General features: G+C 34.4%; 15 protein-coding genes. 9 read left to right on the forward strand and 6 right to left on the reverse strand.

Going from position 1 to position 19223, the window contains the following annotated elements; all coding sequences use genetic code 11:
* Positions 1-15: 15 nt before the first annotated feature.
* The 7 genes from ACHRWY_RS20880 (at position 16) to ACHRWY_RS20910 (ending at position 13015) form a co-directional block, all read left to right on the forward strand.
* Positions 16-1731 (forward strand): hypothetical protein, encoded by a 1716-nt coding sequence (locus ACHRWY_RS20880; RefSeq protein WP_395357231.1) that lies wholly within the window; start codon positions 16-18, stop codon positions 1729-1731.
* 87 nt (positions 1732-1818) lie between these two features.
* Positions 1819-5097, forward strand: a complete 3279-nt coding sequence (locus ACHRWY_RS20885) for a SusC/RagA family TonB-linked outer membrane protein (protein WP_395357232.1) — start codon at positions 1819-1821, stop codon at positions 5095-5097.
* An 11-nt stretch (positions 5098-5108) separates the two neighbouring features.
* Positions 5109-6569 (forward strand): SusD/RagB family nutrient-binding outer membrane lipoprotein, encoded by a 1461-nt coding sequence (locus tag ACHRWY_RS20890; protein ID WP_395357234.1) that lies wholly within the window; start codon positions 5109-5111, stop codon positions 6567-6569.
* 303 nt (positions 6570-6872) lie between these two features.
* Positions 6873-9932: a SusC/RagA family TonB-linked outer membrane protein gene (locus ACHRWY_RS20895; RefSeq protein ID WP_395357236.1), complete on the forward strand. Its 3060-nt coding sequence runs from the start codon at positions 6873-6875 to the stop codon at positions 9930-9932.
* Positions 9933-9948: 16 nt separating this feature from the next.
* Positions 9949-11355: a SusD/RagB family nutrient-binding outer membrane lipoprotein gene (locus tag ACHRWY_RS20900; RefSeq protein ID WP_395357237.1), complete on the forward strand. Its 1407-nt coding sequence runs from the start codon at positions 9949-9951 to the stop codon at positions 11353-11355.
* 85 nt (positions 11356-11440) lie between these two features.
* Positions 11441-12175, forward strand: coding sequence for a 23S rRNA (guanosine(2251)-2'-O)-methyltransferase RlmB (rlmB, locus tag ACHRWY_RS20905; protein WP_395357239.1), 735 nt, complete (start codon positions 11441-11443; stop codon positions 12173-12175).
* Between the two features lie 42 nt (positions 12176-12217).
* Positions 12218-13015: a DUF2490 domain-containing protein gene (locus tag ACHRWY_RS20910; protein WP_395357241.1), complete on the forward strand. Its 798-nt coding sequence runs from the start codon at positions 12218-12220 to the stop codon at positions 13013-13015.
* Positions 13016-13021: 6 nt separating this feature from the next.
* Here the strand turns inward: ACHRWY_RS20910 and ACHRWY_RS20915 are convergent, their stop codons facing one another.
* Positions 13022-13522 (reverse strand): hypothetical protein, encoded by a 501-nt coding sequence (locus ACHRWY_RS20915; RefSeq protein WP_395357242.1) that lies wholly within the window; start codon positions 13520-13522, stop codon positions 13022-13024.
* Positions 13523-13590: 68 nt separating this feature from the next.
* On the reverse strand, positions 13591-14355 hold the full coding sequence (locus ACHRWY_RS20920) for a rhomboid family intramembrane serine protease (protein ID WP_395357244.1): 765 nt from the start codon (positions 14353-14355) through the stop codon (positions 13591-13593).
* 151 nt (positions 14356-14506) lie between these two features.
* Between ACHRWY_RS20920 and ACHRWY_RS20925 the strand changes: the two genes are divergently transcribed.
* Positions 14507-15784 (forward strand): replication-associated recombination protein A, encoded by a 1278-nt coding sequence (locus ACHRWY_RS20925; protein ID WP_395357246.1) that lies wholly within the window; start codon positions 14507-14509, stop codon positions 15782-15784.
* Positions 15785-15799: 15 nt separating this feature from the next.
* Here the strand turns inward: ACHRWY_RS20925 and ACHRWY_RS20930 are convergent, their stop codons facing one another.
* Genes ACHRWY_RS20930 through ACHRWY_RS20945 form a run of 4 tightly spaced genes read right to left on the reverse strand, consistent with a single transcriptional unit; the run spans position 15800 to position 18401 of the window.
* Entirely contained in the window at positions 15800-16549 is a 750-nt protein-coding gene (locus ACHRWY_RS20930; protein ID WP_395357247.1) for a hypothetical protein, read from the reverse strand.
* Positions 16550-16551: 2 nt separating this feature from the next.
* Positions 16552-17238, reverse strand: coding sequence for a YjjG family noncanonical pyrimidine nucleotidase (locus tag ACHRWY_RS20935; protein WP_395357249.1), 687 nt, complete (start codon positions 17236-17238; stop codon positions 16552-16554).
* A 3-nt stretch (positions 17239-17241) separates the two neighbouring features.
* A complete protein-coding gene (gene radC, locus ACHRWY_RS20940; RefSeq protein WP_395357251.1) occupies positions 17242-17931 on the reverse strand; it encodes a DNA repair protein RadC in 690 nt (229 codons plus the stop codon).
* Positions 17931-18401 carry a GNAT family N-acetyltransferase gene (locus ACHRWY_RS20945; RefSeq protein WP_395357253.1) on the reverse strand — a complete coding sequence of 157 codons (471 nt, stop codon included), beginning with the start codon at positions 18399-18401 and terminating at the stop codon, positions 17931-17933. The genes radC and ACHRWY_RS20945 overlap by 1 nt, the downstream gene beginning before the upstream one ends.
* A gap of 133 nt (positions 18402-18534) precedes the next feature.
* Between ACHRWY_RS20945 and ACHRWY_RS20950 the strand changes: the two genes are divergently transcribed.
* Entirely contained in the window at positions 18535-19161 is a 627-nt protein-coding gene (locus ACHRWY_RS20950; RefSeq protein WP_395357254.1) for a DUF1287 domain-containing protein, read from the forward strand.
* Positions 19162-19223 lie beyond the last annotated feature (62 nt).

Here is a 19223-nt window from a genome sequence, read left to right on the forward strand (position 1 = left end):
CAATACTTTTAATAAATGAAACAATTGCTTTTGAAATCCTTTTTATATCTCATAGTTTTCAGCATCAGCTTTTCCTGTTATGCTCAGAATTTTCATTTAAAAATAAATGGATCGAACCAAACTGAAAGTCAAATTATTGATTCACTGAACTATTCAAAAAATCATCTCAATTTAAAATCATTATTTGACGAACTTAAAAACACCTCAGAAAAACTATCCCAAAAAGGCTACCTCGACAATGAAATATCCGAAACAAAAAAAAATAACGACAGCTCTTATACCACATTAATCAGCTTAAAAAACAAGGTAAAAGAGATACATATATATATAGGTACAAATTATAGTTTTTTCAAAACTTCACAACCAAAAAATGACACTATAATAATTCCATATCCAGAGCTTGAAAACTTTTTAAATCAAAAAATAAAAGAGTCAGAAAAAGCGGGTTTTGCGCTAAGCAAAATAAAACTGGAAAATATCCAAAAAAAGAATTCAATAATTTACGCGAGTCTAAATATTAAATCCGAAAAAAAACGGGCTGTTAATTCCATTATTCTAAGTGAAACAAATGACACTAAAAGAAATTATTTCCCTAAAGGACACTTAAAACAACTAAACAAAAAATATCTAAACCAAACTTTCAACCAGGAAATTGTAAAACAACTATACAACGACATCAACACTTTTGAATTTGTGACTCAAACTAAATATCCCGAAATATTATTTACAAATGATTCTACAAAAATCTACGTTTACACAGAGAAAAGAAAAGCAAATTCTTTTGATGGCTATGTTGGGTTTTCTAATGACGAAAATAAAAAAACAACAATCAACGGATACCTGGATATATCACTCCTCAACACGCTACATGCAGGCGAGCAATTTTCATTATACTGGAAAAGCGACGGAAATCAACAAAAAACATTTAACACAAAAATCGAAATACCCTATATTTTTCAATCATCGATAGGCCTAAAAGCCCAATTAAACATATTCAAACAAGACAGTACTTTTCAAAATACAAAAACATCTATAGATTTAGGATATTACTTAAATTACAATTCGCGAATATACCTGGGATATCAATCAACCGAATCCAGTGATATTCAAAACACAAACAACTCAACCATTAGTGATTACAAAAACTCATACGTCACATCAAACATCGAATATAAAAAATTTGATCCCATTAATAATTTATTTTCAAGAAAAGCATATCTGAATTTTATAATTGGATATGGCAAAAGGAACACAAACGATGAGCCCGAAACAGCCGAACCCAGTAAGCAAATCTATACTAATTTAAATTTTTCATACAATTTTGAATTGAACAGAAAGAATTTCATCTATGTCAATTCACAAAATCTATACTTAAAAAGTAAAAATTACATTTCAAACGAATTATTTCGATTTGGAGGACTAAATTCGATCAGGGGATTTACCGAAAACAGCCTGCAAGGCAATAACATCAACATTCTTATGACCGAGTATAGATATCTAACTACGCAAAATTTATACCTACACAGCATAATTGATTATGGAATTTATCAAGATCAAACCAATTTACAAAACAGTAAAAAATTCAATACGTTAATTTCTGCCGGGGTAGGATTGGGACTACTAACAAACAATGGGCTTTTACGAATAATCATCGCTAATGGCAGCGTAAATAAAACCGAAATAAAATTTTATAACAGTATCCTAAATATCTGTTATAATGTTAAATTTTAACTTAAACGAAAAATTCGTTAACATAACATTAGGTTTATTAACAAATTATTATGAATATTGTATCACTAATTCAAAATAATTGAGAAAATGAAACCAAAGTTCAATGGATTTTTAGTGCTATTATTAGTACTATTCGCGCAACTAACCTTTGCGCAAGAAAGAGCTGTCTCGGGTATTGTTACCGATGATGCAGGTATGCCTCTGCCAGGCGTAAGTGTATTAGTCAAAGGAACAAAAACCGGCACGCAAACTGATTTTGATGGTAAATATTCCATCAAAGCAACAACTAGTCAAGTTTTAGTTTTTAGTTACATCGGGATGAAATCGCAAGAGATTACTGCAAGCTCATCACAAATCAACGCTAAATTATCAGGAGACGCACAACAACTTGAAGGAGTTGTAGTTACAGCCTTAGGTCTGTCCAGAGAAAAAAAATCTCTTGGTTACGCTACACAAGAAGTAAAAGGCGAAAGCTTAGCCGCAGTCAAAAGCGATAACTTCGTAAATGCTATATCAGGAAAAGTTTCTGGTGTACAAGTAAAAAGAACCACCAATTTTGGAGGTTCTACTAATATCGTAATTAGAGGAAATTCTTCCCTAACAGGAAACAATCAGGCTTTATTTGTTATTGATGGAGTACCCGTAAGCAATAACAATTCAAACTCAAGAGATCAAGAACAATCTGGTGCAGGTTACGATTACGGTAGCGCAGCATCTGACATTAACCCAGAAGACATTGAATCGATAAACGTACTTAAGGGATCAGCCGCGAGTGCACTTTATGGATCAAGAGCAGCAAATGGGGTTGTAGTAATTACAACTAAAAAAGGAAACAAAAAAGGAAAAGGTTATTCTGTAACGGTCAACTCAGGAGTAACCGTTGGGTCTGTCGACAAAAGCACTTTTATCAAGTACCAAAAACAATATGGTGGCGGATATGGACCTTATTACGGACCGGACGAAGATTCATACCTGGATCACATTGACATCAATGGCGACGGAATTTTAGACAACGTAACGCCATTAACAGAAGATGCTTCTTATGGCCAAGCATTCAATCCTAATTTATTAGTCTATCAGTGGGATGCTTTTTATCCGGAATCTCCAAACTATATGAAAGCTACTCCATGGACAAGCGCAAAAAACGGTCCAATAACATTTTTTCAAAAACCAGTTGCAGTTACAAATTCTGTTTCTATCGACAAAGGGCTGGAAAATGGTTATTTAAGATTAGGTTTTAACAACCTTGATCAAACTGGGCTTTTACCTAATAGCTCATTAAAAAGAAATACTTTAACTTTAAATGCTTCAACACTTATCAACGATAGGCTAACCGTAGCGGGATATGGAAATTTTACAAGAACAAGTACCATTGGTAGAAATAGCACAGGATACAACGACAACATTGCTGGTAACTTTAGACAATGGTGGCAAACTAATGTTGATATCCAAGGCTTAAAACAAGCTTATGAACTAACAGGAAGAAATATTACATGGAATCCTAAATCATATACAAATCCTGTTCCAGCATTCTGGGATAATCCTTATTTTCAACGTTACGAAAACTATGAATCAGATAGCAGAAACAGATTCATTGGTAACGCTTCATTAAACTATAAAGTTACAAGTTGGCTAGACGCTTTTGGAAGAGTTTCTGTTGATACATATGACGAACTACAAGAAGAACGAAGAGCCATAGGTAGTGTAGCCGCAAATTTCGGTATCGGAACTGGCGGAGGCGACGGATCTCTTAATAGAAGCCCTGCATCTTCAGGATATTCAAGAAAAAATATAGGTTTTAGTGAGTACAATTATGATTTCATGTTAAACTACAACACGAATATTACAGAAAAACTAAACCTTAAAGGAGTTGTTGGGACAAATATAAGAAGAAGCTATTACACTTCTATTTTTGCAGCCACAAATGGAGGTCTTGCAATACCAAAATTATACGCATTACAAAACAGCGTTAGCCCTTTACTAGCTCCTATAGAAAGAGACGAATCTATTGGTGTTGATGGTATTTACGGAAGCGCATCTTTTGGATATGATGATTATTTATTTCTGGAAGGAACAATAAGAAGAGACCATTCTTCAACCTTACCAGAAGCAAACAGCTCTTACTACTATCCTTCCGTATCAACAAGTTTTGTATTCTCTAAATTCATAGATGCTGACTGGCTTTCATTTGGAAAAGTAAGACTTAATTATGCCGAAGTTGGAAACAGCCCGGGCTTTGACAGAGTTTTAGACACTTATAATGTTAACACAGCATTTGGAGCCGCTTCTGCCTCTGTTAAAGACACTAAAAACAATCCGAATCTAAAACCAGAACGTACCAAAAGTTACGAAGCAGGTTTAGAACTTTCATTTTTTAAAAAGAGACTAGGGTTTGATTTCTCTTACTACAAATCAAATTCAATTGATCAAATCATCCCTTTAAGATTAACTGCTTCTACAGGATATTTGTATGAATTAATTAATGCCGGAGAGATTGAAAACAAGGGTATAGAAGTCTCTTTAAATGGTACTCCTGTAAAATCAGAAAACTTCTCCTGGGATATCAACTTAAATTTTGCCAGAAATAGAAATAAAGTTGTAGATCTTTTAGATGGTATTGACAACTTACAATTAGGATCTTTCCAAGGTGGCGTAACAATAAACGCTGCAGTCGGACAACCTTATGGAGTAATTTACGGTACACAATACACTTATTTAAACGGACAGAGAGTCGTTGACCCGGTAAATGGTCAGTACATCAAAACTTCAACTTCTGATAACGCAATCGGAAATGCCAACCCAGATTACACTGCCGGCTTAAACAATAAATTTACGTACAAAAACTTCTCTCTTGAATTCTTAATTGACATGCAAAAAGGAGGACAGATATTTTCACTTGATCGCTACTACGGTTTAGCAACAGGTCTGTATGACGATACTGCTTTTACCAATGAACTTGGAAACCCGGTAAGAAACCCATTAACAACAGGATCTGACAGTGGTGGTTTTATCAATCCTGGAGTAAATCCTAATGGATCCGTAAATACAACCAGAATCGAAGCAAGCCGTTTTGGAGCACAGGGATACAGAAGAGGATTACCTGATGAAGCTTTTGTATATGACGCAAGTTATATCAAATTAAGACAGACTTCAATCTCATACTCTTTATCAGAAAAAACATTAAGAAATACTTTTATAAACGGCATGACTTTTAGTATTGTCGGAACAAACCTTTGGATTATACATAAAAATTTACCAGATGCAGATCCTGAGTCAGGTTTAGGTGCAGGTAATTTACAAGGCTACTCTACAGGATCTTTGCCATCAACAAGAGATGTTAGCTTCAACGTTAAATTCCAATTTTAAATTAAGAAATCATGAAAAAAATATTTTTAATTCTACTCACTGCTGCAACTCTTGTGTCTTGCTCGGATGATTTAGAAACTTTAAACGTAAACGTTAAGGATCCGTCAAATGTACCTGGCGAAGCCTTATTTACCAGCGCACAAAAAAGCCTGGTTGACCAGATGGTGAGTACAAATGTAAATGACAATATTTTCAGATTAATAAATCAGTACTGGACTGAAACTGTTTATACTGATGAAAGCAACTATGATTTAGTTACCAGAACCATTCCGGAACAACACTGGCAATATCTTTATAAAGATGTACTAAAAGATTTAGACCAAAGTGCGATTAACATCAACAGCACACCCCTTGGTTTAACAGAAAACCCTTTAGACAAACAAAACAAACTTGCGATCATTGAAGTTTTAAATGTTTACACTTATGCAATATTGGTCGAAACTTTTGGAAATGTACCTTATTCTCAAGCTTTAAACTTAAATTACAAAACTCCAAAATATGATGATGGCCTAACTATCTACAAAGATCTTATTACGAGATTAAACAAAGCCATAACAAATCTTAATACAGGAGGAAAAAGCTTTGGAGAAAATGATAGAATCTATGGAGGTGATGTTGCCAAATGGATCAAATTTGCCAACACATTAAAATTAAGAATGGGAATTACTATTTCTGACATTCCTACTGAAAGTGCTTTAGCAAAAACTACTGTTGCAAGTGCAGCTCCTTTTGTATTCGCATCAAACCTTGACAATGCAGACCTAAAATACCTAACTGCTACACCAAATACAAATCCGCTATATATAGATCTTGTTGCCAGTGGTCGTGACGATTTTGTTCCTACAAACACATTAGTAGACAAAATGAATGTCTTAAATGATCCAAGACGTGCAAAATATTTCGACAATAATGTGGATGATCCTTCTACTCCCGAAATTGAATATATTGGCGGTGAAAATGGCGCAAGTAATTCATATGCTCAAAAAACTCATATTGCACCAACAATTAAGGCTCCTGATTACCCTGGAACAATTTTAGATTATGCCGGAGCACAATTCTTACTGGCAGAAGCAGCGGAAAGATCATTGTATGGAACTCCGGCTGATGCAGCAACTCATTACAATGCAGCAATTACTGCATCTATATTAGACTGGGGCGGAACAATTGCAGAAGCAACGGCATATCTGGCCAATCCAGCTGTGGCATATGCAACAGCTACCGGAACCTGGAAACAAAAAATCGGAACCCAAAGCTGGATAGCGTATTACAACAATTCATTTGAAGGCTACTCAACTTACAGAAGATTAGACTTCCCTGTTTTAGTTGCACCGGCAGATGCCGTTTCAGAGATACCAGTGCGTTATACTTATCCAATTATTGAACAATCCCTAAACAAAGCAAGCTACACTGAAGCAAGCACTGCTATAGGAGGAGACAAAGTAGAAACAAAATTATTTTGGGATAAATTTTAATTTAACCTTAATATAACATAAAAACCACCCTAAAAAAGGGTGGTTTTTTTATTTAAAAGTTATAAAAAAAAGAAAAGTAACAATCAATTTTAGAAATTTAACATTTTAGACATTCTTAATAAATTTCATTATTATCATAATTCATGAAAAAAAATGCTGAATTATTAATTACATAGTTTTTTTAACAATAAAAAAACAATATCTAATAACAAAATCATAATTTAACTAAAAAAAAATCTCCTTATGTTAGGTAGATTAACAAATTATTAAGATTTTTGTCAAACTAATTCAAAATATTTAAAAATGAAACTAAAGTTCAATGGATTCTTAGTACTTTTCTTAGTACTAGTTGCGCAACTTACTTTCGCGCAAGAAAGAGCTGTTTCTGGAACAGTTTCTGACAATACAGGAATGCCTTTGCCGGGTGTTAGTGTATTAGTTAAAGGAACTAAAACAGGAACACAAACAGACTTTGATGGTAAATTCTCTATCAAAGCATCTTCAAGCCAAATTTTGGTATTTAGCTACATCGGGATGAAATCTCAGGAAGTAGCAGCAAGTTCAACATCTGTTAATGTAAAATTAAAAGATGACTCAGTAGAACTTGAAGGTGTAGTAGTAACTGCATTAGGTATCAAAAAAGACGAGAAAAAACTTGGATATGCCGTATCTAAAGTAAGTGCTGACGAAATCAACAAATCTGGTGAGCAAAACGTTCTTCAGGCACTGGCTGGAAAAGCTGCTGGTGTTCAGATTATTGGTTCTGGTGGTACTCCGGGTGCTTCAAGTAAAATTATTATTAGAGGTGCAAATACCATTACAGGATCAACAGATCCATTAATCGTTGTTGACGGTATTCCAATCGACAACACTACAGATCAGACTACAGCAGGAGACAACCCGTTTAACGCTAACTTATCTGGTATCAACAACTCTAACAGAGCTTTAGACATCAACCCTAATGATATCGAAAGTGTAACTGTTCTTAAAGGACCTGCAGCAGCAGCTTTATACGGAGCAAGAGCTGGTAACGGTGTTATCATTTATACTACTAAAAAAGGTAAAAACGGAAAAGGTTTAGGAATTGATTTTAGTACGTCATTAGGAATTGACAGAGTAAGTCAATTACCTGCAAGACAAAGCAAATACATCCAGGGAACAACTGCAACTGCAACAGCTCCGAATCCTGCAACACCTCAAAGCTGGGGACCAAGTGCTGCATCATTAGGACTTCCTACATATGACAACGTTGGTAATTTCTTTCAGGATGGTATTACTCAAACTAACAACATCTCATTCTACGGAGGAGATCAAAAAGCAACTTTCAGAGCTTCTTACGGAAATGTTACTCAAACTGGTATGATCCCTGAAACAGGTTTAAAAAGAAACACCATCAGATTTGCCGGAGATTTAAAACTAAGCGATAGCTGGAAAGCTGGAGGAAGTATGCAATACACGCACACAACAAACACTTTAGCTCAAAACGGTAGTAATACATCAGGAGTTATGTTGAGTTTAATGCGTTCTCCTATTAACTATGATTTGAGAAATTACATAGATGAATTTGGCAACAACACGAACTACTTTGCCAATTATGACAACCCTTACTTTACAGTAAATGAAAACCCTGCAACAAGTGATGTGAACCGTGTTTTAGGAAATATTTTCTTAACTTATTCACATGCAGAATGGCTTTCATTAACAGCTAAAGCTGGTATCGATGCTTACTCAGACGCACGTAAGCAAATTTATGCTGTTTCATCAAACGGAGATAGCTTAGGAGGAATTGGAGAAGTTGCTTTTAACAGCATTACTAACAAAGACTACTATGGAGATTTAATCGCTACAGGTTTACTTCCATTAAAATCTGACTGGTTAAAAATCAACTATACTGCAGGTCTTAACTTACGTTCTATACAATACTTAAGTGTATTTTCAAGAGGTAAAGGACTATCTGTAAGAGGACTTTATAATTTAGCCAATGCAACAGAATTATATGCTTCAAATTACGAAGAAAACCAAATATCAAGAGCATTATTTGCTCAGGTAGATTTTGACATTAAAGATCAACTTTTCATATCAGGTACTGTTAGAAAAGAATGGTCATCTACTTACGGTGATAATGTGCAAAGTGCAGTTTTCCCTTCAGGTACAGCTTCATGGATTCTTTCAAACACTTTTGGATGGGATAATTTCGTAAAAATAAACTATGGTTACGGAGAAGTTGGTATCGCACCAGCACCATACCGCACCATAAGCGTATACGCTCAACCAAGTCTTACAGATGGTTTTACAGATGGTTTAAGTTTCCCTTATAATGGTGTAAACGGAATGGGATTAGCCGGACGTTTATCAAATCCAGATTTAAAACCTGAAAGAGTATTAGGTCATGATTTAGGATTAAGTACTAAATTCCTTGATAACCGTTTAACAGCAGATATCAGTTTATATTACAAAACATCTAAAGATTTATTAATTGATGTTCCACTAGCACAATCATCAGGTTATTCTTCTCAGTACAAAAATGCTGCTGAGTTAAGAAATAAAGGTGTTGAAGTTGAACTTGGTTATGATATTTTCAAAAAAAGCAATGCTTTCCAATGGAATATTAATCTAAACTGGGCTAAGAACGAAAATGAGGTTACAAAAATTTCTGGTGGTTTAAGTGAAATTTCTATCGAATCTGCTTTCTCTTCAATTGGATACTATGCTGTTGTAGGACAACCTTTAGGAAGTTTCTACGGAACAAAATGGTTACGTGACGCAAATGGTCAAATAGTTGTTGGAGATAATGGCTTAGCAAAATTAGATCCTGTAAAAGGAAATTTAGGAAACTCTGCTCCAGACTGGACAGGAGGTATCAGAAATACATTCTCTTTCAAAAGAGTTACTTTGTCAGCTTTATTAGACTTCAGACATGGTGGTGTAGTTTACAACGGAACCGGAGCAAGATTGAATACAATTGGTATGTCTGAAGGTTCATTAGACAGAGAGCGCAATTATGTTATAGCTGGTGTAAAAGAAGACGGAACTCCTAATACTACAGAGATATCAGCTAAAAGTTATTTCCAAAACTTTATAGGTGACAACCCTACAGCTGCTGCTGAAGAAGCCGTAACAGATGTTAACTGGGTTAGACTACGTGACGTAAGTCTTACTTACGATTTCAACGTAAAACAATTCCCATTTTTATCTTCAGCTCAATTATCTGTAACTGGAAGAAACCTATGGTTAGATACTAACTACAAAGGAGTAGATCCAGAAACTAGCTTAACAGGAGCAGGTTCACGTATTAACGGTTTAGATTATTTCAACAACCCAGGTAGCAAATCATTCATTATGGGTCTACGCGTAAGCTTCTAATTTAAATTAAATAAAAATGAAAAAATATATAAAAAATATAATTCTTGCAGCCTTTAGCGTTAGCGTACTAGCCGGCTGTCAGACAGAATTAGACACCTTTAATGAAAACCCAAATGATCCTTCTACCAGTAATCCATCTTTACTAGTAGCAGCTATGGAGCTTGGTACTTTCCAAACTCACAGTAGTGGAGTAATGAGATATTCAGGTATCTTCACACAACACCTACAAGGAACAAACTTAGGTCAAATGGGAGCTGTTGGACTTTATACAGTAAGCGAAGGAGACGTAAACAATGAGTGGAATACTATTTACGGAACCACTTTAATGAATGGTCATATCCTAAACCGTGATTTTGCTAAAAATTATCCATGGTACAATGGAATTGGTCAAATTCTAACTGCAATCAATTTAGGTTACGCTACAGACATGTGGGGTGATGTTCCTTATGATGATGCTTTTCTTGCAGCTGAAGGAAATAAAATGCCTAAGTATAATACCCAACAAGAAATCTATAGCAGATTGCAAACAATTTTAGACAAAGCTATTGCAAACTTATCTCAACCAAAGGCTAGTAACGAAGAAGTTCCTACTAATGATGATTTCGTCTTTAACGGAGATGCAAAAAAATGGATTAAAGTTGCTTATGTTTTAAAAGCAAGATATGCTTTAAGATTAACAGAAGTTGAAGGAAGTACCGTAGCTGCTCAAAAAGCCCTGGATCTTATTACCAAAGCTAACATGACTTCAAACGGAGATAATGCTAACACATTTTTCTTAGATAAACCAAATTCATGGAATCAATGGTATGCATTTGAAGACAACCGTCCTAGCTACGTAAAAATGGGAAAAACTTTTGTAGACTTTTTAGTTAACAATAATGACCCAAGATTACCATTTATGGTTGGTGAAGATGGTGACGGAGGTTATTCAGGAAATGCACCAGAAGATGATAATACACTTACAACTTCTTACATAGGAGGTTACGATGATCCATCTTCACAAAGAGGTTTTGCAAGTCCGGACTGGCAAATTGGAATTGTAACTTATGCAGAAGCTAAATTCATTGAAGCTGAAGCTAAAGCAAGATTGGGACAACCAGCTCAATTAGCACTACAAGAGGCAGTAACAGCTTCGGTAACTAGTGTTACCGGTTCAGCACCATCAGCTGCTTTCTTAACTGCTGCTACTGCTAGTTCTACTGTTGCAAACATCATTCAACAAAAATATGTTGCTCTTTTCTTGACTATGGAACCATATAATGATTACAGAAGAACTGGTTTCCCTGCATTGGTTCCAAATCAAAAATCAGACACGAAGGTTATCCCGGTAAGACTTCCTACTCCATCTGACGAAAGACAATACAATTCTAATGCTACTGTAGTGAGTAATGTAACTACTAAAGTATGGTGGGATAAAAACTAATTTTATTCTATAATAAATATAGAAAACCACTCTGTTCATTCAGAGTGGTTTTTTTTTATATCAACATTATACCTATATTTGCCCCATGGAAAAAGAACATCAAATATTTGGAATCAGAGCCATTATAGAAGCAATTCAGGCAGGAAAAGAAGTCGATAAAGTATTTATACAAAAAGAGATTTCCGGAGAATTAATGAAAGATTTAATGAAAGTGATGAAACGCGCTAACATTAATTTCTCTTATGTACCTGTAGAAAAATTAAACAGACTAACACCAAATAATCATCAGGGAGCAGTAGCAACCATATCTCCTATTGGATTTATAGAATTAGAGCATTTAGTTGAATCTACTATTGCTTCAGGTTCAAAACCTTTGTTTTTAATATTAGATCAGATTTCTGATGCCCGAAATTTTGGAGCGATCATTAGAACGGCTGAATGTACCGGCGTAAACGGGATTATTGTGCAAAAAGCAGGTTCTGCCCCCGTAAATGGAGACACGGTTAAAACTTCTGCAGGTGCGGTTTTTAATGTTCCTATTTGCAAAGTTGAACACATTAAAGATGCCATTTTCTACCTTCAGGGTTCAGGAATCAAAACAGTTGCAGCAACTGAGAAAACAGACCAAAATATTTATGATATAGCCCTAAACGAACCAGTCGCTATTATCATGGGATCTGAAGACCGGGGAATTAACCCCTCTGTACTTAAAATTGTTGACGAAAAAGCAAAGCTACCTATGTTTGGAACAATCGGATCTTTAAACGTATCTGTTGCTTGTGGAGCATTTTTATATGAAACTGTTCGACAAAGAAGTTAAATAATATTGCGGAATTAAGATGGCAAATAAATATAATCATTGATGTCTTGCCCTACTTATAACATATTACTTAAAAAACCTGGTTTAATACTTGTAATTTTACTGATTACAAGTATTAACTACGGACAAACGACTACCTATAATCAATTTTGGAATGAAATTCAATTCACCCGTACTATTAATGAAAAGTGGTCGACTGAATTAAATCTTGGGGCTGTTTACAGCAGTACAGAATCTTCTTCTAATATTTTCCAACAAAATACACAAAGATCCATAAGGGCCTGGGGACATTATTATTTTTCTCCGCGATGGAAATTCTCTACTTTTCTAGCCTATAATTATAACAAGGATGTTCCGGAAATTGGTCAATTTAAATCTCCTGAAGTTAGGTTTGCTCTTCAAGGCATTTACTATTTTCATAAAACTGGTTATACACTAAGTACAAGAATGAGAATGGAACTTCGTCATATGCGAAGTGAAGACGGGACCTATGATAATGTTTTACGATATAGACAACAAATAAAATACATACAACCCATAAACAGTAAAGTTCTAAGGGAAGGTGTTTTTTACGGTGTAGCTTCTGACGAGCTATTCTTTAAATCGGGAACCAAAGTAACCGGCCTTAGTTTTTTTGACCGAAACAGATTAAATATAGGGGCTGGCTATTTGTTTAGTGATGACATACAAGTTGAGCTCACCTATGCTAATGAATACCTCCCCAGAGATGAGAAAAGTCAAATTGTAAATGCGGCATCACTCACCGTTACTTTTAATAATTTTTTTAAAAATCTGAATAAAAAATCATCCCATAAAAACGAAGCTTCAAATGAAGATTAGCTCTTTTTATTTATCGTCCTTTTTTAAAAAACAAGCCAACTGTTTTACAATAGCATCTTTATGCAATTTGAAATCATAACTACGCACAAATTCCGTTCCCTCCATATTAATTTCAGCCACTATAGCTTCAAACTTAGAAAAAGCATCAATATCTTTTTGATCTATTAAATAAAGTACCTGCATCACTGAATCGTTATGTCTGTACTGCGTATCATAATGTGTTAGTTTGTATACTTTTTTATCAGCAAGATGAATGACTAAATCATCCTTAATTTTAACGCCTTCTTTTTTAGCGGGAAATGGTGAAGGCTGAAGTGCTATAAAGAAATGTTCTTTATCTGTTACGATATTAATTTTTAACGACTTTGATTTTGTACTATAAAAGTCCGCAGGCTCAAAATAATACGTCATAGTACCATCAGCAAGTACCCTATTCTTTATTTCGCATTGAGCATGCAGTTTTGCACTTATTAAGACTAAAACGACTATCAGGCTTACTTTTCTCATAACAAATCGATTTGAAATTAGAACAGAAACAAAAATAGTCTTTTTAGATTAATCCGAATATGGTCAATTTAGATTTTATCATCTGATTCTGTTTTAGTTACAGTATAATTTACTAAAAAATTGGAATTATAATAAGCAATATTACCTTCCGCTTCTTCTTCTGGTATTTCTGTATTGACAAAATTCCCATTTTCATCAAAGTGTTTCATGAAAGCATCTTCTTCCGGCTTAAAATCCGGTTTTTGCCAATCGTAAACTATAGGTTTTGCATATTCAGGTGTTTTATACAATAGCGATATTACAAATCCGGTAATAAACCCTGCCAAATGTCCTTCCCATGAGATTGTTTTGTCAACATCAGGAAAAACATACCAGATCATTCCTCCATAAAGCAAAATTACAGATAATGAAAGAGCCACTAAACGGTAATAACGCGTTTGAATTCCTTTAAAAAAAATAAAACTCACCAAAACATAGATCAATCCACTTGCACCAATATGGTAATTCTCACGACCAATAATCCAGGTAATCAAACCTGAAAATACAATACCGTAACTAATAACAGCAAACGATTGTTTTGGATAAAAAAATTGCAAAGCAGCCAATAATACCAAAAGCGGAATGGAGTTATTATATAAGTGACTTAAGTTTTCATGAATAAAAGGGCTAAACAACACACCTTGCAAACCGGAAAAGTCGCGCGGATAAATTCCAAACTGATAAAAATCAAAATCAAACCGGATTTGAACCCAATAGACAATCCACAGAAAAAGAACAAAAAAAACGGGAAGACCAATAACGGCATTCGAAAATTTAAAGTGGTGATCATTCATTGTTTTTGGAAATAAAGTTATAAAGATGGTATCAAAAAACTATCCAATTACAATTTACTGATAATTTGTCAGCTAAAGCCTTAATGCCCTTTGTTATGATTTGTAACCCTTTAAAACATAAAATTAAAATTGAAAATAGTAATTTTACAAAATGGAAGCACCTTTAGCCGAGCGTATTCGCCCACAGCAATTAGAAGATTACATTAGTCAAAGTCATTTGGTTGGACCAAATGGTTCATTAACGCAACAAATTTCGAAAGGAATTATTCCGTCATTGATCTTTTGGGGACCTCCGGGAACAGGAAAAACGACTTTGGCACAAATTATAGCACAGGAATCCAAGCGTCCTTTTTATATTTTAAGCGCTATTAACTCCGGGGTTAAAGACATACGGGATGTAATTGAAAAAGCCAAACAAAGTGGCGGATTGTTCACTGCTAAAAATCCCATTTTATTTATTGATGAGATTCATCGATTTAGCAAATCACAACAAGACTCACTTTTGGCTGCAGTCGAAAAAGGCTGGATTACTCTTATTGGTGCAACTACAGAAAATCCAAGTTTTGAAGTCATCCCTGCATTATTGTCACGTTGTCAAGTTTATATTTTAAATGCTTTTACAAAAGCCGATTTAGAAGCTTTATTACATCGTGCCATGAAAACAGATACGTATCTGGCATCTAAAAACATTACCTTAAAGGAAACGGAAGCTCTGCTCCGACTTTCTGGCGGAGACGGAAGAAAATTACTGAATATTTTTGAACTCGTCATAAATGCTTCATCCGGAGATGAAATTATCATTACAAACGAACGTGTTTTCGAACTGGTTCAGCAAAATACGGTATTGTATGACAAAAGTGGAGAACAACATTATGATATCGTATCGGCCTTTATAAAATCAATTCGGGGTAGTGATCCAAACGGGGCGGTATATTGGCTGGCAAGGATGATTGAAGGAGGTGAAGACGTAAAATTTATCGCCAGAAGAATGCTTATTTTATCTAGTGAAGATATTGGAAATGCAAATCCAACAGCATTTATAATGGCCAATAATACTTTTCAGGCTGTCACAACTATTGGATATCCTGAAAGCCGAATCATACTAAGCCAATGTGCTATTTATCTGGCAACTTCTCCTAAAAGCAATGCCTCATACATGGCAATTGGAAACGCCCAGCAATTGGTTAAGCAAACCGGTGACTTGCCAGTACCTATTCACTTAAGAAATGCTCCTACCAAACTAATGAAAGAACTAGGTTATGGTGACGATTATAAGTATTCGCACGATTACGCCAATAATTTTGCCGAACAAGAGTTTTTACCTGACGCTGTAAAAGAAACGGTTCTTTATAATCCGGGAAGCAATTCAAGAGAGAATAGCAACCGCGAATTTTTAAAGAACCGTTGGAAGGATAAATATGGTTATTAAAACCTTATTTTATTTTTAGAATTTTACTGAAACTTTTTCAGAAACTAATTGATCATTTTTGTAATACTCAAAAAACCATTGATTGTCTTTTGCGTTTAATGAACCCTGAACACCATCTTTGATCGCTATAAACGAATCAGGGCGTGATGTTTTTAACAACTTCATAACCACTTTTGGTGTTTTATCAATTAATTGATATCCATTTTCAGTTGGCTGGGCATATAATAAGTTAGGGTCTTTCATATCTGCAACCGGAGCAGAGACAACCGTTGTAGCAGCTATTGTTGAGGCTACGGGAGCCGTAACTGCAGCTGTTCTTACAGAACTTGTAGTGCCACTTTTTCCACTATATTTATAATGTAAAGCGTTTATAGAAGCAAATGCCAAATCAAGACATTCTCTGTAAGCTGTTTCGTAATCTTTTTCTTTACTTTTTCCAACTTCTGATGTGTAAATTACTTTTCCGTAACAATCTTTAAATTCTACAAAAAGCTTGGTAATTAAAAAGCCATTGTCCTTTTTTACGTCAACATACAAAAGATCGCAGCGATCACCAAAACCCGCCGGAAGTTCCTCATTGCCGTAGAAAGCCTGAAAACCCGCCTTATTTAAATTTGCCTTTGTCATTGTTGACATTCTATATTGATTTTCTGTTTTCAAAAAATCATATCGTAACGGTACAATAACCGCTTTGTAATCGTTAACAGTTTGCGAAAACCCAATAACTGATGTAAGAAGTGCAATCAACAAAAATTTAATTCTCATAATTATAAATATTTTTTAAGTTCTAATAAATGGTTTATTTGTTTAATATTATCCGGAGCTTCAATCTTTTTATCGTTAAAGAAAATGGCGTCAAGACCGGCATTTAATGCTCCATTAACATCGGCATCAAGGCAATCGCCAATCATTATACTATTTTCTTTTGAGGCTTTGGCAACATTTATAGCATAATCAAAGATAATACTATTTGGCTTTTTGACACCTGCCAGTTCAGAATTTGTGATCGTATTAAAATAACCCGAAAGTGCTGCATTATTTATTTTCTTATCCTGAACGTTAGCAAAGCCATTTGTAATAATGTGCAATCTGTATTTTGCTTTTAAGTAGTCTAAAACTTCAATTGCACCATCAAAAAGGTAATTGTTATCAGTCAAAAAATCAATATAGTCTATTGCAATCTGATGAATATCCTCATCTGAAACTTCAAGCTCTAATGCATCAAAAGAAAACTTTAATCTGTTATAACGCAATTCCTGATGTGTAATTTTATCATGCTGATATAATTTCCAGCATTCCTGATTAATAGGCGCATATTTGAGTATAAAATCTTCCGTCTTTATATGCGGAAATTTACTTTTGAAAATTCGATCAAAAGCCATTTCTGAATTTTTATCAAAATCCCAAAGTGTATGATCTAAATCAAAAAAAATATCGGTAATTGTGGTATTCATGTGCTAAAAAATTCCTTCATCTACAAAACTATAATATTTTGTTTCAGTTATGATCAAATGATCTAAAACTTTAACATCTAAAATCCCTCCTGCAACCTTTAACTTCTTCGTAATTTCTTTGTCGGCATCACTGGGGCGTAAATTCCCTGATGGATGATTATGACACAATATCAAGCCAGTAGCTCTATTTTCAAACGCTAACTTAAAAACAAGTCGCACATCGACAACTGTTCCTGTAATACCACCTTTACTTAATTGAGATTTAGAAATTACCTTATTAGAATTATTCAGAAAAAGCACCCAAAATTCTTCATGAGGCAATTCGCCTATAATAGGCTGCATCATCTCAAAAACCATTTTACTAGAAGTGATTTTACCCAATTTAGAAGCATCTTCAAATCTTCTGCGTCTGCCTAATTCTAGAGCCGCAACAATTGTAATTGCCTTAGCCTGTCCTATTCCTTTAAACTTTATTAATTGCGAAATCGACATTTTACCCAATGCATTTAGACTATCTACACTTAGCAAAATTCTTTTAGCCAGACCAACCGCAGATTCATTCCTGCTCCCAGAACCTATCAAAATAGCAATTAATTCAGCATTACTCAAAGCTTCTTTCCCCTTAATCATTAATTTTTCACGAGGACGATCTTCTTTAGACCAATCTGAAATTGGAGAATAAGTACCTTCCATTACTGTATAGTATTAATAGATCGACTCATACAAATACTATTCGACAACCCTATATAAGGTTCGTAGTTTTCAATAATTTCAAAACCTGCCTTCTGGTATAAACTTATTGCTTCAATTTGTTTGTACAGGGTTTCTAAAATCATAATTTGAAAACCTTGGTTCTTTGCTTCGTTTTCAAGCTCTTTAATTACTAGTTGTGCCAGACCTAAACCTCTGGCTTCCGGAGAAACAAACATTCTTTTTAACTCTACAGTACTTTCGTCATACTTCTTAAAACAACCACTTGCAGCAGGTTTTTCATCCAGATAAATTAAAATCACATTGTCATTAAACTCTATTATATTATTTCCCCAATACTCTCTTTTCAACTCCGGATATCGTTCCCACAAATAGGTATCGAATACTTCTATTAATGCTATAAAGTCCGGGTTTTCACTTGTTGTTTTTACAACCTTTATTCTTGAATTCATTTTCTATAATCTTAAAAAGCGAATATATTTAAAAAATAAGAAAAATCACTCACAAAAAAGAATTACTATTTTAAAATTAACTAAATTTAAATGCCAATATTCAATTTCAGGATTTTGTAATTTAATAAACCAAATGAGACCTTTCTTTATTTTTACCCTAATTTTCTTTTTTTATTCTTGCAATCAAAAGCAAGAAAGAAACGCTATTGCTAAAAATTCTCTGCCCAATCATACCACCTTTGCAGATAAATTATCGAATGCAGCAATTTCAATTATTGACCCTTCTATAGATTATGATCCCGCTTATTTTTCGATAAAATATCCAAATGGTGACATTCCCGAAAACAAAGGAGTTTGTACCGATGTGATTATTCGCTCTTACCGAAAACTGGGTATCGATTTACAAAAAGAAGTTCATGAAGATATGCTTGAAAACTTTTCGGCATATCCGAATTTACAAAAATGGGGAATGACTAAAACGGACACTAATATTGATCATCGGAGAGTTCCTAATTTAGAAATTTTTTTTGAGAGAAAAGGAGAAAAACTTGCAATATCTGAGGATCCGAAAGAGTACCAGACAGGAGAAATTGTAACCTGGATGATTAATGCTAAATTACCGCACATTGGTATTGTTACCAATAGAAAGTCTGCCGACGGAAAACGAAATCTAATTGTACACAACGTAGGTAATGGACAGGTCTTACAAGATTGTTTGTTTGCATACAAAATTGTCGGACATTATAAATACTGGAAGTAAATTTCAAAAAAAAGTGCCAATTGAAAAATAACAATTGGCACCTTATCTCATTTTCTAATGGA

Source organism: Flavobacterium sp. FlaQc-48, from assembly GCF_044007335.1.
Lineage (GTDB): Bacteria > Bacteroidota > Bacteroidia > Flavobacteriales > Flavobacteriaceae > Flavobacterium.